This is a genomic window from Aeromonas sp. R4-2 (assembly GCF_040908295.1).
Lineage (GTDB): Bacteria > Pseudomonadota > Gammaproteobacteria > Enterobacterales > Aeromonadaceae > Aeromonas > Aeromonas veronii.
The window spans coordinates 21,986-36,095 of sequence record NZ_JBFODL010000012.1; the positions used below are offsets into that span (position 1 = coordinate 21,986).

Sequence of the window (14,110 nt, forward strand, 5' to 3'; positions counted from 1 at the left end):
GAAGGGGAAACCTAACTTACGCCCGCAGGGCACGCATCAGCTGGGCGACTACGTCGTCGAGCAGAGGGCGATCGGGGCGGCACTGGGCGAAGGTGACCAGCCCTTGCAGGTTGATCAGCAGCAGGGCGGTGAGGGTGTGGATATTGCTATCCGGGGCCAGCTCGCCCTTGGCCTGCGCCTGCGTCAGCAACTCGGCCAGATCCTGCTCCAGCTCGCCATAGATCCCCTTGACCCGCTGGGTCAGCTCCTCATCCTGCTCGCTCAGCTCCATCATGGTGCGGGTCACCAGACAGGAGCCGCAGAGCGCCTCACCCACAATCCGGTCGAGATAGGCCGCAAGGCCCGCCAGCGGGCTCGGGTTGTCGAGCAGGGAGCGGCGCAGGGTGCGTTTGCCCTCGACATAGTGATCCACCGCCGCCAGCAGCAGGCCTCGCTTGTTACCAAAGGCGCCATAAATGCTGCCCGGGTGCAGGCCGGTGGCAGCCACCAGCTCCTGCATGGTGGTCTTGGCATATCCCTTGGCGCGAAACGCTTCCATGGCATTTCGCAGTACCTCGTCCCGATCAAACTCGGCTATGCGCATGGTTCCTCCCGTGGGAAATGGTTCACCGGCAAGGAGCAACAGGGCCCGCCGATAAAGAGTGACTGGAAAGGGCGGCAAGTTTACCCCAGCCGCCCGCTCGGGCCAACCTTCTTGAACGCGCATTCAAAAAAAGCTTGCGCCCGACGCAAAAAACGTCTTGAATGCACGTTCAAGAATAACCCGTTCAGGACAACCTATCATGAATACCCTGTTTCAGCCGTATCGACTCAATGACACTCTGACCCTGGCCAACCGTTTCATGATGGCCCCGCTCACGCGCTGCATGGCAGGCCCAGGTCTGGTGCCGACCGAGCAGATGGCAGCCTATTACGGCCGCCGCGCCGACATCGGCCTGATTGTTTCCGAGGCCGTCATCATCCGCCCCGATGCGCAGGGCTACCCCAATACACCGGGCCTCTTCACCCAGGCGCAGATCGATGGCTGGAAGAAAGTGACCAGCGCCGTACATGCCAAGGGCGGCAAGATCTTCGCCCAGCTGTGGCACGTCGGCCGCCTCTCCCACCCCTTCTTCCATCAGGCTGAAGTGTTGGCCCCCTCTGCCGTGGCGCACGAGGGCACTGTGCCCCGCATGCGCGAACTGACCTATCAGGTGCCGCGCGCCCTGACCGAGGCCGAAATAGCCCAACTGGTACAGGATTACGCCCAAGCCGCAGCCAACGCCATCGAGGCGGGCTTTGACGGGGTGGAGATCCACGGTGCCAACGGCTACCTGATCGACCAGTTCCTGCACCACTCCACCAACCTGCGTACTGACAACTACGGTGGCAGCCCGGAAAAGATGAGCCGCTTCGCGCTGGAAGTGGTCGATGCCATCAGCGCCCGTATCGGTGGTGATCGGGTAGGTATTCGCCTCTCCCCGGGTGCCTATGTCCATCTGGCGGGCAGCCCGGAAGATCGCGCCGTGTTCGACCATCTGCTGGGTAAGCTCAACGATCGCCCGCTGGCCTATATCCACCTCGGCATCTTTGATGACAACCTCACCTTCGATTATCTGGGTGGCCGTGCCTCCGACTATCTGCGCACCCACTACAAGGGCAATCTGGTCGGTGTGGGCAACTACGACGCCGAGCGCGCCGCTACGGCCATCGAGGCTAACCGCTTCGATCTGGTGGCTATCGGCCGTCCGCTTATCGCCAACCCGGACTACCTCACCAAGGTGAAGAAGGGAGAAGCGCTGGTGCCCTACGCCGACACCATGCTGGCCGAGCTGGTATAACCGCGAAGCCATCGCCAGACGACAGGCAATAAAAAACGAGGGGAGCTGTTGCTCCCCTCGTGCTATCTGGCTGATGCGCTGATCAGTTGGTGCGGACTTAATTGGTGCGGAAGAGGGCCTCAATGGAGAGCCCCTGGCTAAGCAGGATCTCCCGCAGACGGCGCAGCCCCTCGACCTGGATCTGGCGTACCCGCTCGCGGGTCAGGCCAATCTCGGCCCCCACATCCTCGAGGGTGGCGGGCTCGTAACCCAGCAGACCGAAACGACGAGCCAGCACTTCCCGCTGCTTGGGATTGAGCTCCTCCAGCCAGTGCACGATGCTGCTACGCATATCATCTTCCTGTGACTCCAGCTCAGGCCCCATGCCGCGCTCGTCGGAGAGCACATCCAGCAACGCCTTGTCGCGATCGCCACCGATGGGGGTGTCCACCGAGGTGATCTTCTCGTTGAGTTTGAGCATGCGGTTCACGTCATCCACCGAACGATCCAGCGCGAAGGCGATATCCTCGGCGGTCGGTTCATGATCGAGACGGTGAGAGAGTTCGCGCGCGGTGCGCAGGTAAACGTTTAACTCCTTGACCACATGAATGGGCAGACGGATGGTACGGGTCTGGTTCATGATGGCCCGCTCTATGGTCTGGCGGATCCACCAGGTAGCATAGGTAGAGAAACGGAAGCCGCGCTCGGGGTCAAACTTCTCGACCGCGCGGATAAGACCGAGGTTGCCCTCTTCGATGAGATCCAGCAGCACCAGGCCACGGTTGTTGTAACGGCGGGCGATTTTCACCACCAGTCGCAGGTTGGACTCGATCATGCGCTTGCGGGCGGCTTTGTCACCTCGCAAGGCACGACGGGCGTAGTAGACTTCCTCTTCGGCAGTGAGCAGCGGGGAGAAACCTATCTCCCCCAGATAGAGTTGCGTGGCATCCATCACCTTGTTCAGCTCAGGTGCCAGCAACTCATCAGAGATAGTCTCGTCCGCCTCGGCGGCTACCTCCTGCAACTCTTCTACTTCGTGAGATTCGGGTTCAGCGTCAAACTCTAACTCTGCATCCTGCATTACCAGTTGTTCTTGGCTCATGGTGTGTCTCCCTGACGTTACCAGAGTAAGACGGTCTCTCTGGGGTTAACGCTTTGGCAAATAGCTCATCGGATTGATCGACTTGCCTCTGTACCGGATCTCGAAATGCAATCGCACATCCGGCGCGTCCGTGCTACCCATGTTGGCAATGACCGAGCCCCCCTTGACGCTGTCCCCTTCCTTCACCCGCAACTCGTCGTTGTGTGCGTAAGCGGAGAGATAGTCATCATCATGCTTGAGGATAATCAGCTTGCCGTACCCCCTTAAAGCACTGCCAGCGTATACCACTTTACCGCTGCTGGCGGCGTAGACGGGTTGCCCCTTCTGGCCGGCTATGTCGATCCCCTTGTTACCCTGTTCTGCAACAGAGAACCCCTCGACAATCCGGCCTTTTGCGGGCCAGTGCCAAGCAAGTCTCGACTGGGAGTTGTTTATTTTTTGTTCTTTGGACTGAGCGTATTCCTTCGGTGCTGCCGGAGCAACGGATTTCTGAGAGATGAACGGCGTGGTCTGACCAGATCCGCTCGGCTCGGCCAACGGACGTGGACCGCTGCTCGGACGGCTCACGGCCACCGGTGTCACGGTTGCCGGACGAGTCGCAGCCACCATCTGGGTCGAACCGCCGCCTGCGGTCTGGACATTGAGCACCTGACCCGGTTGCAGCGCATAGGGGGCGCTCAGGTTGTTGCTCTGGGCCAGCGCCTGCGGTGTCATGCCGAACTGGCGGCCAATGCTGCTCAGGGTATCGCCGCGGCGCACCTCATAGGTACCGGCACTGCGGCTGCTGCTCATGCTGGCGCTGGAGCCATCGAGTCGCAGACGCTGCCCCGGATAGATGTTGTAGGGCGGGCTGATATTGTTGAGGCTGGCCAGCGACGGCACGTCGTTGCCGGAGTTGAAGGCGATGGAGTAGAGGGTATCACCCCGTTTCACCACATAGCTGCCGCCCTGAATGGGGGCGCTGACCTGGGCACCGCTTTGGCGAGCCGGAATGGTCGAGACAAACTGCCCCTCATCAACACCATCTACCGGAGCTGCATTTTTACTGGAGGAGCAGGCAAGCAGCAGCCATGACAACACCACGACACTGCTTCCTTGCCAAATACGCGAACGCATAATGGATCCTTAACGACTAAACCAGAAATAGGCCACCACGGCCAGACCAATACAGAGCCAACCGAGCACATCTACGTAGTGCATCAGTTTGCGTTCCATCTTCTCGCCACCCCAGCGCATCAGGCCCGCAACCAGGAAAAAGCGCATGCCACGACCGATGAGGGAGGTGATGATGAAGGGCAGCAGAGCCATTTGCAACAACCCTGCCGTCACGGTAAACACCTTGTAGGGGATAGGGGTGAAGCTGGCAATGAAAATGACCCAGATCCCCCACTGCTCAAACCAGTTGCGAGCAATCTCGATCTTGTCCTGATAGCCCACAGACTCCACCAGTGGCAGCACGACCGGCTCCCACAGCGCATAGCCAAGGGCATAGCCAAACAGGGCCCCCAGCACAGAGAAGACAGTAGCCAGCGTGGCGTAGTGCCACGCCTTGTGGGGCTTGGCGAGCGCCATCGGTGCCAGCATCACGTCCACCGGGATCGGCCAGAATACCGACTCGATGAAAGCGGTGATGGAGAGATACCAGGGGGCATGCTTGTGGCGGGCCCACTGCATCACCAGTACGTACAAACGGGAAAACAACTTCACTCAACATCTCCGTCAATCAGGGGAACAAAACGTACCGGCTCCAGAATACGGCTGGTCAGCTGGGATCCGGATCGTTCGATCAGCTGCAGGGTCTGCTGGCTGTCACCCACGGGCAACACCAGTCGACCCCCTTCGGCCAGCTGATCGGTGAGCGCCGTCGGGATCTCGCTCGCCGCGGCCGTCACCAGAATGGCGTCATAAGGCCCCTTGTTGGGCCACCCCAGCCAGCCGTTGCCGTGCTTGGCCGAGACATTGTGCAGATCGAGCTGGCGCAGTCGGCGTCTGGCCTGGAACTGCAGCGACTTGATCCGCTCCACGGTATACACATGCTCCACCAGATGGGCGAGGATCGCCGTCTGGTAGCCCGAGCCAGTGCCAATCTCCAGCACATGGGCCGGATTGTTTTGCATCAGCAACTCGGTCATTCGCGCCACCATATAGGGCTGCGAAATGGTCTGGCCGTGGCCAATGGGCAGGGCGGTGTTGTCCCACGCCTTGTGCGCCATGGCCTCGTCCACGAACAGCTGGCGCGGCACTTTCGCGATGGTCGCCAGCACGCGAAAATCGCGAATATCCTGCGCAATGAGCTGATTTAACAGGCGCTGTACTATCACACCACCCTCATCCCTGCAGATCTAACCAGGCCCCCAGACCGGCGAGACTGTCATAGGCAGTCATATCGATGGTCAGGGGGGTAATCGAGACATAGCCCTGCTCGATGGCAGCAAAATCGGTGCCTTCACCGGCATCCTGCTGGCTACCGGGGGGGCCGATCCAGTAGATGGGCTGGCCACGGGGATCCTCGGTGCAGATCACCGACTCCGCCCGGTGGCGATTGCCAAGGCGGGTGGTCTTGATCCCCTTGATCTGCTCGAGGGGCAAGTCCGGCACGTTGACGTTGAGGATCTGATCGGCAGGCAGGGGGTGCTTCATCAACCCTTTCACCAGCAGGGCCGCATAGTGGGCCGCAGTGGCGAAGTGGGTCTTGCCCACCAGCGAGATGGCGATGGAAGGGTAGCCAAGATGGCGCCCCTCGGTGGCCGCGGCGACCGTGCCCGAATAGATGACATCATCCCCCAGGTTGGCACCGTGGTTGATACCGGCCACCACCATGTCGGGTTCAGGGCGCACCAGCTCGTTGACCGCCAGATGCACGCAGTCGGTCGGCGTCCCCTTCACCGCATAGCTCTCGCACCCATTAAAGCCGTTTTCTGCAATGCGGGTAACCCGCAGCGGTACTTCCAGCGTCAGGGAGTGACTCGCGCCGCTGCGGTTGCGATCCGGTGCCACCACAATGACCTCGCCACAGGCGCGCAGCGCCTCGCTGAGGGCACGAATGCCCTCGGCATGCACACCATCATCATTACTGACCAGAATTCGCATCGGTCTGATTCCTGAAACCGTGATCGGCCTCTTCGGCCTGCATTAACTCGCGCACCACGCTGGTGGCAAACGCGCCCGCCGGCAGGAAGAAGGAGAGGGTCAGCGCCTCGCCGTCCAGCTGCCAGCTCATCTGCTCCGGCTTGAGTAACAGGGGGCGCCTGTCCTGCTCCAGCCCGGCCTTCTCCAGCCCGTCACACCAATCGCTGTAAGGAGCCAGCACGCCCTGTTCGAACTCGGCAGCGGCGCCCTGACTGGCCAGGCGGCCACGGCCCCACTGGGGCGCGGTAAGCTGCACGTCGCCGGAGGCAAGACGCGCTTCCAGCTCGGGAGTCACGCTCTCTTCGCTGAAGATGGAGTGGCTGCCCTTGAGCATCACGCAATCACCGGCCAGCAGCTGATGAGCCAGCCCCTGCTCGATACGGGCGCTGACAATGGCGTTGAACAGCATGCTGCGGGCGGCAGAGAGGTAGAGGGAACGCTTGTTGCGATCCTTGATCCGCTTGCCGGCAAACATCGCCTTGGCCGCTTCTAGGTTGTTGCCATCGCGGCCAAAACGCTGTTCACCATAGTAATTGGGTACGCCCTGAGTGGCGATAGCCTGCAGGCGCGCTTCCAGCCCGTCGGCCTGTTCCAGACCGGTGAGACGCAGGGTGAAGTGGTTGCCCTTGAGGTAGCCGACCCGCAATTTGCGGTTGTGACGCCTGGCTTGCAGGATCTGGATGCTGTCGCTCTCGATAACCGACAAGTCCGGCTCGGCCTTGCCTGGCAGGTGAACACCAAACCACTGCTCGGTCACCGCGTGACGATCTTTCAGGCCCGCCCAGGTCACCGCATTGCGGTTGACCCCGGCGGCATCGGCCAGCAAACCCGCCACCCAGGCTGTGTTCTCGCCGGTTTTGCGCACCCGGACGAAGATATGCTCCCCTTCACCGCAAGGCTCAAACCCGAGATCTTCATTGACCACGAAATCGGCGGCCTCGGCCTTGAGGATACCGCGGGCGGTGGGCGCCCCGTGCAGATAGGCAAGTTGTTCCAGCATTATTGTTTCACCAGTAGGACGACGGCTTCGGTGGCGATCCCTTCCTTGCGCCCCGTAAACCCAAGCTGTTCGGTGGTGGTCGCCTTGACGTTCACCCGGTTCAAATCACATTGCAGATCGGCGGCCAGCACGGCGCACATGGCGTCGATATGGGGGGCCATTTTGGGGGCCTGGGCGATGATGGTCACATCCAGGTTGCCGATGGCATAACCCGCCTTCTGTACCCGGGCAAAGACATCGCGCAGCAGAATGCGACTGTCGATCCCCTTGAACTCGGCAGCGGTATCGGGGAAGTGGCGACCGATGTCACCGGCACCGATAGCCCCCAGCAGGGCATCGCTTACCGCGTGCAGCACCACATCGCCGTCGGAGTGGGCAACCAGCCCCTGCTCGTAGGGAACCGGCACGCCACCCAGCATGCAGGGACCAACACCACCAAATTTATGAACATCAAAACCATGACCAATGCGCATCATCAGCGGCAACCTCCCAACATGCTGAAACCAACCCCATCAATTTTGTGTACGTCCACACCATGTCCAATCCGGATCATGCTAACTCCTTGTTCGGGCCTGTTTGTTCGAGACACTCTGCTCTGAACGGTCTGTTCTGACTGAGGGGCTTATGCCTGCTGGCTTAAAAACAGCCCCGCCAGCGACAAGTCTTCCGGCCGGGTCACTTTGATATTGTCGGCGCGCCCCTCCACCATCCGCACCGTGAATCCGGCCCGCTCCATGGCGGAGGCCTCGTCGGTGATGGTGGCGCCCAGCAGCAGCCCCTCTTCCAGCGCCCGCTTCAGGGCACGGGTCGGGAACATCTGCGGCGTCAGGGCATGCCAGAGCTGCTCGCGCTCGACGGTGGCGATGATATTGCCCTCGCCATCGGAGCGTTTCATGGTATCGCGCACCCGACTGCCGAGAATGGCACCGCCACAGTTCATGGCCGTGGCAATCAGCGCATCAAGATCGCCGTGAGTCAGGCAGGGGCGGGCCGCATCGTGCACCAGCACCCACTCCCCTTGCGCCACATGGAGACCATTGAGGACGGAAAAGGCGCGCTCGGCGCCTCCCTCTACCCGCACAATGCGCGGGTCGGCCGCCACGGGCAGGGCCTCGAACCAGCGATCATGGGGCGCCAGCGCCACGATCACCTGGGCGATGGCCGGGTGGGAGAGCAGCCGCTCCAGGGTATGTTCGAGAATGGTTTTACCCGCCAGTTGCAGGTACTGCTTGGGGCAATCGGCCCCCATCCGGCTGCCGATACCGGCGGCAGGGACGATCGCCGTCAGGCCGGATACCCGGCTGGCATCAGTCATCGTAGGGCTCATCGTCCGGCGCTGTCTCTTTGTCTTTCTCTTTGGGGATGATCCGGTAGAAGGTCTCCCCCTGCTTGATGTAACCCAGATCGTTGCGCGACAACTCCTCGATGGCCTCGAGGCCAGAGGTGAGATCATCTATCTCGCGGTAAATGAGGTCGTTACGATCCTTGAGAGTCTGGTTGTCCCGCTGTTGCTGCGAGATGGCCTCCGACAGGTTCTGATAATCGGATAGCCCGTTCTTCCCCAGCCAGAGGTCATATTGCAGTCCCCCCAGCAGGAGGATCAGGATCAGGGTGAATAGCCGCATGCACTAGGTCTCCTTCAGGCGGCCTAGTGTCCCATATTCGGTGCCAAGACAAAAGAAAGCGAGCACCCGGGAGCCACCGGCCGAACATAAAAAAGTGCCCAAGAGTGAATCAGATAGCACAAAGCCCCGCCAAACCGGTGCAAGGATGGCCAACCAGGGCGCTCCTTGTCCGGGGGCGGGGCTCTCAATCAGAAAGCGGTAAGGGGGATCAGTTCACCGCGACCGGCTCTCCCGCGCTCTCGGCCGGAGTGTTGTACTCCTCCTCGGCATCGCGGAAACGCTCCAGCATCGCTTTAGAGGGCGCTTCGCCCAGCAGACTGCCCCCCACGATGGCCAGCAGCGCGAACAGGAAGCCCGGAATGATCTCATACAGCCCCAGCCAGCCGAACTGCTTCCAGACGATGACGGTGATGGCACCGACCAGCATGCCCGCCAGCGCGCCGTTGCGAGTCATTCGCGGCCACAGCACCGAGAGCAGCACCACGGGGCCAAAGGCGGCACCGAAACCGGCCCAGGCGTAGCTCACCAGCCCCAGCACCCGGTTTTCCGGATTCATGGCAACGGCGATGGCAATCACCGCGATCAGCAGCACCATCAGGCGACCCACCCACACCAGCTCACGCTGGGAGGCGTTCTTGCGCAGGAACGGCTTGTAGAGATCCTCTGTGATGGCGCTGGAGCAGACCAGTAATTGACAACTTAGAGTGCTCATCACCGCCGCCAGAATGGCGGAGAGCAGCACACCGGCGATCCAGGGGTTGAACAGGATTTTGGAGAGCTCGATAAAGACCCGCTCCGGGTTGCCGGTCACTCCAGCCGCCACTTCTGGGAAGCGGGCAAAATAGGCCAGACCGAAGAAGCCGATGGCCACCGCACCAGCGAGGCAGAACACCATCCATGTCATGCTGATACGGCGGGCATTGGCCATGGAGTGGTGGGAATCCGCCGCCATGAAACGGGCCAGAATGTGGGGCTGACCGAAGTAACCAAGGCCCCAGGCCATCAGCGAGACAATAGCGATCACATCCAGATTCTTGAACATGTCGAGGTTGGTGGCGCTCTTGGCTGCCACCTCGATCATGGCGCTGTCCACCCCGCCGACGGCGATGATGACGAAGACCGGGGTCAGGATCAGGGCGAAGATCATCAGGGTTGCCTGCACCGTATCGGTCCAGCTCACCGCGAGGAAGCCGCCGAAGAAGGTGTAGGTGATGGTGGCGGCGGCACCGACCCAGAGGGCGGTGTTGTAATCCATGCCGAAGGTGCTCTCGAACAGGCGGGCACCGGCTACCACGCCGGAGGCGCAATAGATGGTGAAGAACAGCAGGATCACCAGCGCCGAGAGAATGCGCAGCACCTTGCTGTGATCTTCAAAGCGATAGGTAAAATAGTCCGGCAGGGTCAGGGCATTGCGGTTCTTCTCGGTATGTACCCGCAGGCGACCCGCTACCCAGCGCCAGTTGAGGTAGGCGCCGATCACCAGACCGATGGCGATCCAGCTCTCGGAGATGCCGCTGACGAAGACGGCGCCGGGCAGCCCCATCAGCAGCCAGCCGCTCATGTCGGAGGCGCCGGCAGAGAGGGCTGTGACCCAGCTCCCCATCCGGCGACCGCCCAGAATGTAGTCATCAAAGTTGCGGGTGGCGCGATAGGCGACGAAGCCGATCAACACCATTCCGAGGATATACACCAGGAAGGTGATTAACATGGGTGTGCTAGCTGTCATGCAAAACTCCGTTTTGTGTCATTTTCTGCCCGCTCTGGTGACGGGCTCATCCCTAAAAAACCGGCCTAGCTTAATCAGCCGTTCGCGCCAGCTCAACCACTTTTAACAAACACAAAACACAATAAAAACCTTTGCGCATCAAATCATCTGCCGCATCAAGAGGATGGCGCCAGATTTCCTGCCGTGGCCGTGGCGGTCATCTCGCCGCGCCAGCCGCTACTGAGCGTTATGTTTTCACATTTTGTTACTATCCATTTTTTACAAGCCAGCGCCCCGCTCCTACACTCCCCGCCCTGTCTCATCACACCAGTCAGAGGTCGGCACCATGTCATCTCATCTGTCACACCTGCGCACCCTCGCCCGCCGCCTTCATCCGGTGGAGGAGTCGGGTCATCTCATCCGACGGGCCAAGTATGTGGGGCGTCTCTGGCTCAATCCCGGCGCCCGCGCCCTCTATCGCCAGCAGCAGGAGCAACCGCTGCTGGCGCAGGCGATCAGCCGCTTCCCCGATATTCTGGAAAAGCCGATCCACCCCTATCGCCACAAGGGGCTCCGCAAGCGCCTGCGAGCCGGGCTTATCAGCGGCCACTACCAGCAGCTGGCACGTCAGCTGCCCAAGGCGCAACAACTGGCAATCTACAGCGGGTGCGGCCTGCTGCTGGCCCAGTGGCAGAGCGACAAGCTGACGGCCCCCCTCACCCTGCAACTGGATTACCAAACCCACATGGGCAAAGAGGGGGAGATGAGCCTGACCCTCAAGCTGGGTGACGCGGTGCTCTATTACATGGCCCTCAATCTGCGCCCCGCGCCGAACCCGACCCTCGAAATCTGCTCGCTGCAGGGCGGCAAGGGGCAGAGCGAGGAGATCAAGCTGGTCACCAAGGCGTGCGGCGGGCTGCGCCCCATGTCCCTGCTGGTCTATATGGCCGCCGAGCTGGCCCGGGGGTTGGCGTGCAAGAGCCTGCTCGGGATCCGCACCCAAAGCCACGTCTATCAGAGCAGCAAACGCACCGCCGATCGGGTCAAGTTCGACCTCGACGGCTTGTGGCAGGAGCATCAGGGCTGTGTGCAGGATGAACTCTGGATGAGCCTGCCGCTGGAGGTGCCCCGCAAGACGCTGGAGGAGATCCCCTCCCGCAAGCGGGCCAGCTACAAGACGCGTTATCAGCTGCTCGATCAGCTCGGCAGCGAGCTGCAGACAAATCTGCTGCGAAGCTGAGTCAACCTAGCAGAAACAAAAAGGGCGAACAGCATGCTGTTCGCCCTTTGTCATGACGGGGATTTGCCGTTAGCGGTTGATCGCCATCGGCATGCCGTTGCGCTGCTCCAGCGCCTGCTTCACCAGTTGGGAGTCGCTGTCGGCGTGGGCAATGAAGCGGGTCACCGCCGGAGTCATCGGCAGCGGTGCCGGCAGCTTGGAGTTGAACTCTTCTTCGCTGCGCGACAGCGGCTGATGCACTTCCAGATAGCGGACACCGTTGGGCTCGAGAGAGGCCTTGATCGGCTGGTTGACGAACTGGACGCGGGTACCGACCGGTACCTGCTTGAACAGATAGGCGATGTCGTCGTTGCGCAGACGCACGCAACCGTGGCTCACCCGCAGGCCGATGCCGAAGTTGGCGTTGGTACCGTGGATGGCGTACATCTTGCCGATGTAGAGGGCAAACAGACCCATGGGGTTGTCCGGACCGGCCGGCCATACCGCAGGCAGGCTCTCGCCACGGGCGGCATATTCGGCATGCATCTTGGCGGTCGGGGTCCAGGTCGGGCCCGCTTTCTTGCGCTGCACGCTGGTCACCCAGTTTTCCGGAGTATCGGTACCGAGCTGGCCGATGCCGATGGGCAGCACTTCCACCACTTTTTTACCCTTGGGGTAGTAGTAGAGGCGCATCTCGGCCACGTTCAGCACGATCCCTTCACGGGGTGCATCCGGCAGGATCAGTTGCTGGGGGATCACCAGCTTCTCGCCGGTCTGTACCAGCAGGGGATCCGCATCGGGGTTGGCTTCGGTCATGTTGGTGAGCCCCAGCTGGAATTTGGCCGCAATGACCTCCAGCGGCTGGCCGTTCTCTTCGGCCGGAACCACGTATTCCAGATTTTCCCCTACCAAACGGCTGTTGGCCGCAGGCAGAGCATATTCAACAGCGAAAACCGGCGCAGCGGTCAGCAGCAGGCTGTAGCAGAGTGTTGCCACACTATTGCGAAGGAGCTTCATAACTTTCCCATGATGATGACTTGAAGTGACGTCTCTGGGCTGGCAGCTGATCAAGAGGGGATCAGGGGCGCGAAGAGAAGGCCGCCATTTTTCTCCTCTGCACGGCAAATTTCAACTGACAAGTGGCGACGGGTCGATGATTAATATGCGGTTTTTTCCGCGTCCTCGACCCGCCCTATTTACCTGTTTATCCCCGTTGCCAGGCACGCATATCGTAACCTGTGGGAGATTGATGCAACCGCAGATGAAATTGCTCAATGATGGCGAAGATATGGTCGAAAATATCGGCCTGGATCCCTTCGTAATCGGCCCATGCGGTGGTCGCGGTAAAGCAGTAAATTTCCAGCGGCAAACCGTCTGACGTGGGTGCCAGCTGGCGCACCATCAGGGTCATGTCCTTGCGAATGCCGGGGTGGGCACGCAGGTAGGCATCCAGATAGGCGCGCAGGGTGCCGAGGTTGGTGAGGTGACGACCGTTGATGGGGCAGCTCAGGGCATCGCTCAGCTGCTGGTTGTAGGCACTCAGCTCCTGCTCCTTGCGGCTCAGATAGGGTGCCAGCAGCTGCGCCTGCTTGAGCTGCAACTGCTCATCGGCCGTCAGAAAACGCACGCTGGTCATGTCGATATTGACGCTGCGCTTGATGCGACGGCCCCCCGACTCGGTCATCCCCTGCCAGTTCTTGAAAGAGTCGGAGATCAGGGCATAGGTGGGAATGGTGGTGATGGTCTTGTCCCAGTTCGACACCTTGACCGTGGTAAGCCCGATGTCGGTCACCTCGCCATCGGCGCCGTACTTGTCCATCTGCAGCCAGTCACCGACGCTCAGCATCCGGTTGGCGGAGAGCTGGATCCCCGCCACCAGCCCGAGGATTGGGTCCTTGAACACCAGCATCAGCACTGCGGTCATGGCACCCAGACCGCTGAACAGGAACAGCGGCGACTTGCCGAGCAGCAGGGCGATCATCAGGATGCCCACCAGAATGCTGCCTACCAGCTTGGCCCCCTGGAAGATGCCGCGCAGGGGCAAATCCCGACCAAAGCGGGTGTAACGGCTCACCGACAAGAGGCAGTCGAGCAGGGCGAAGAAGGCCAGCAGCAGGAACAGCAAGATCCAGAGCTGGGCCACCATTTCGATAAGTTTGAGGCTATCCGATTGACGGGGCAGCCAGATCTCCGCCTGACCGAGCAGCACGGCCCCCTGCAACACGAAAGCGAGCCGGTTGAAGAGGCGCTGTTGCAGCTGGGGCGGCAACCATACCTGCTTGGCCTTGCCGAGGATCCCCACCAGCCGGACCAGCAGCACCCGGTGCAGCGCCATGTGCAACAGCAACGAGGTGATGACGATAAAGCCCAGCGCGATCACCAGCGCCATCATGCTGGTCACTTCCACCCCAAGGCCCGACAACCAGTTAAAAAACGCCTCTTTCATTGCTCTCTCCCGAACCTGGCAGCCCGCTGGCTGCAAAACAGTGGTGGTCAGGGTACCGCTCCCCTCCCCCATGTCAAATCGGCGT

The 14,110-nt window shown here is 61.0% G+C and carries 15 protein-coding genes; 2 read left to right on the forward strand and 13 right to left on the reverse strand.

Going from position 1 to position 14,110, the window contains the following annotated elements:
- Positions 1–16: 16 nt before the first annotated feature.
- A complete protein-coding gene (locus AB5Y99_RS09145; RefSeq protein ID WP_005335495.1) occupies positions 17–583 on the reverse strand; it encodes a TetR/AcrR family transcriptional regulator in 567 nt (188 codons plus the stop codon).
- A 199-nt stretch (positions 584–782) separates the two neighbouring features.
- Here AB5Y99_RS09145 and AB5Y99_RS09150 point away from each other — a divergent pair, with 199 nt between their 5' ends.
- A complete protein-coding gene (locus AB5Y99_RS09150; protein WP_368209503.1) occupies positions 783–1,820 on the forward strand; it encodes an alkene reductase in 1,038 nt (345 codons plus the stop codon).
- A gap of 97 nt (positions 1,821–1,917) precedes the next feature.
- Here AB5Y99_RS09150 and rpoS read toward each other — a convergent pair whose 3' ends face one another.
- The 10 genes from rpoS to putP all read right to left on the reverse strand — a co-directional run bounded on the left by rpoS (position 1,918) and on the right by putP (position 10,381).
- The gene (rpoS, locus tag AB5Y99_RS09155; protein WP_005335504.1) at positions 1,918–2,901 is read right to left on the reverse strand and encodes an RNA polymerase sigma factor RpoS; all 984 of its coding nucleotides are present in this window, start codon (positions 2,899–2,901) and stop codon (positions 1,918–1,920) included.
- 45 nt (positions 2,902–2,946) lie between these two features.
- Positions 2,947–4,017: a LysM peptidoglycan-binding domain-containing protein gene (locus tag AB5Y99_RS09160; protein WP_108542329.1), complete on the reverse strand. Its 1,071-nt coding sequence runs from the start codon at positions 4,015–4,017 to the stop codon at positions 2,947–2,949.
- A 9-nt stretch (positions 4,018–4,026) separates the two neighbouring features.
- Positions 4,027–4,608, reverse strand: coding sequence for a YqaA family protein (locus tag AB5Y99_RS09165; RefSeq protein ID WP_368209505.1), 582 nt, complete (start codon positions 4,606–4,608; stop codon positions 4,027–4,029).
- Positions 4,605–5,222: a protein-L-isoaspartate(D-aspartate) O-methyltransferase gene (locus AB5Y99_RS09170; protein WP_005335507.1), complete on the reverse strand. Its 618-nt coding sequence runs from the start codon at positions 5,220–5,222 to the stop codon at positions 4,605–4,607. Before AB5Y99_RS09170 ends, AB5Y99_RS09165 begins: the two co-directional genes overlap by 4 nt.
- 7 nt (positions 5,223–5,229) lie before the next feature.
- On the reverse strand, positions 5,230–5,991 hold the full coding sequence (gene surE / locus AB5Y99_RS09175; protein WP_005335515.1) for a 5'/3'-nucleotidase SurE: 762 nt from the start codon (positions 5,989–5,991) through the stop codon (positions 5,230–5,232).
- Entirely contained in the window at positions 5,972–7,030 is a 1,059-nt protein-coding gene (truD, locus tag AB5Y99_RS09180) for a tRNA pseudouridine(13) synthase TruD (protein WP_368209507.1), read from the reverse strand. Before truD ends, surE begins: the two co-directional genes overlap by 20 nt.
- Complete coding sequence (ispF, locus tag AB5Y99_RS09185) at positions 7,030–7,506, reverse strand: 2-C-methyl-D-erythritol 2,4-cyclodiphosphate synthase (protein WP_005335518.1); 477 nt, start codon at positions 7,504–7,506, stop codon at positions 7,030–7,032. The genes truD and ispF overlap by 1 nt, the downstream gene beginning before the upstream one ends.
- 146 nt (positions 7,507–7,652) lie before the next feature.
- Positions 7,653–8,345, reverse strand: coding sequence for a 2-C-methyl-D-erythritol 4-phosphate cytidylyltransferase (ispD, locus tag AB5Y99_RS09190; RefSeq protein WP_100652904.1), 693 nt, complete (start codon positions 8,343–8,345; stop codon positions 7,653–7,655).
- Entirely contained in the window at positions 8,338–8,655 is a 318-nt protein-coding gene (gene ftsB, locus AB5Y99_RS09195) for a cell division protein FtsB (protein WP_005335520.1), read from the reverse strand. The genes ispD and ftsB overlap by 8 nt, the downstream gene beginning before the upstream one ends.
- 208 nt (positions 8,656–8,863) lie before the next feature.
- Positions 8,864–10,381, reverse strand: a complete 1,518-nt coding sequence (gene putP, locus AB5Y99_RS09200) for a sodium/proline symporter PutP (protein WP_362784948.1) — start codon at positions 10,379–10,381, stop codon at positions 8,864–8,866.
- Between the two features lie 325 nt (positions 10,382–10,706).
- Between putP and AB5Y99_RS09205 the strand changes: the two genes are divergently transcribed.
- Positions 10,707–11,600, forward strand: coding sequence for a VirK/YbjX family protein (locus AB5Y99_RS09205; protein ID WP_368209509.1), 894 nt, complete (start codon positions 10,707–10,709; stop codon positions 11,598–11,600).
- A 69-nt stretch (positions 11,601–11,669) separates the two neighbouring features.
- Here AB5Y99_RS09205 and AB5Y99_RS09210 read toward each other — a convergent pair whose 3' ends face one another.
- Positions 11,670–12,596, reverse strand: coding sequence for a L,D-transpeptidase family protein (locus tag AB5Y99_RS09210; RefSeq protein WP_265773414.1), 927 nt, complete (start codon positions 12,594–12,596; stop codon positions 11,670–11,672).
- Positions 12,597–12,783: 187 nt separating this feature from the next.
- Positions 12,784–14,025, reverse strand: a complete 1,242-nt coding sequence (locus AB5Y99_RS09215) for a mechanosensitive ion channel family protein (RefSeq protein WP_368209511.1) — start codon at positions 14,023–14,025, stop codon at positions 12,784–12,786.
- Positions 14,026–14,110 lie beyond the last annotated feature (85 nt).

Bases quoted from the DNA above. Each gene is read 5' to 3' on its own strand.
- AB5Y99_RS09145 (WP_005335495.1), bottom strand. From the start codon at position 583: ATGCGCATAGCCGAGTTTGATCGGGACGAGGTACTGCGAAATGCCATG.
- AB5Y99_RS09150 (WP_368209503.1), top strand. From the start codon at position 783: ATGAATACCCTGTTTCAGCCGTATCGACTCAATGACACTCTGACCCTG.
- rpoS (WP_005335504.1), bottom strand. From the start codon at position 2,901: ATGAGCCAAGAACAACTGGTAATGCAGGATGCAGAGTTAGAGTTTGAC.
- AB5Y99_RS09160 (WP_108542329.1), bottom strand. From the start codon at position 4,017: ATGCGTTCGCGTATTTGGCAAGGAAGCAGTGTCGTGGTGTTGTCATGG.
- surE (WP_005335515.1), bottom strand. From the start codon at position 5,991: ATGCGAATTCTGGTCAGTAATGATGATGGTGTGCATGCCGAGGGCATT.
- truD (WP_368209507.1), bottom strand. From the start codon at position 7,030: ATGCTGGAACAACTTGCCTATCTGCACGGGGCGCCCACCGCCCGCGGT.
- ispF (WP_005335518.1), bottom strand. From the start codon at position 7,506: ATGATGCGCATTGGTCATGGTTTTGATGTTCATAAATTTGGTGGTGTT.
- ispD (WP_100652904.1), bottom strand. From the start codon at position 8,345: ATGACTGATGCCAGCCGGGTATCCGGCCTGACGGCGATCGTCCCTGCC.
- ftsB (WP_005335520.1), bottom strand. From the start codon at position 8,655: ATGCGGCTATTCACCCTGATCCTGATCCTCCTGCTGGGGGGACTGCAA.
- putP (WP_362784948.1), bottom strand. From the start codon at position 10,381: ATGACAGCTAGCACACCCATGTTAATCACCTTCCTGGTGTATATCCTC.
- AB5Y99_RS09205 (WP_368209509.1), top strand. From the start codon at position 10,707: ATGTCATCTCATCTGTCACACCTGCGCACCCTCGCCCGCCGCCTTCAT.
- AB5Y99_RS09210 (WP_265773414.1), bottom strand. From the start codon at position 12,596: ATGAAGCTCCTTCGCAATAGTGTGGCAACACTCTGCTACAGCCTGCTG.
- AB5Y99_RS09215 (WP_368209511.1), bottom strand. From the start codon at position 14,025: ATGAAAGAGGCGTTTTTTAACTGGTTGTCGGGCCTTGGGGTGGAAGTG.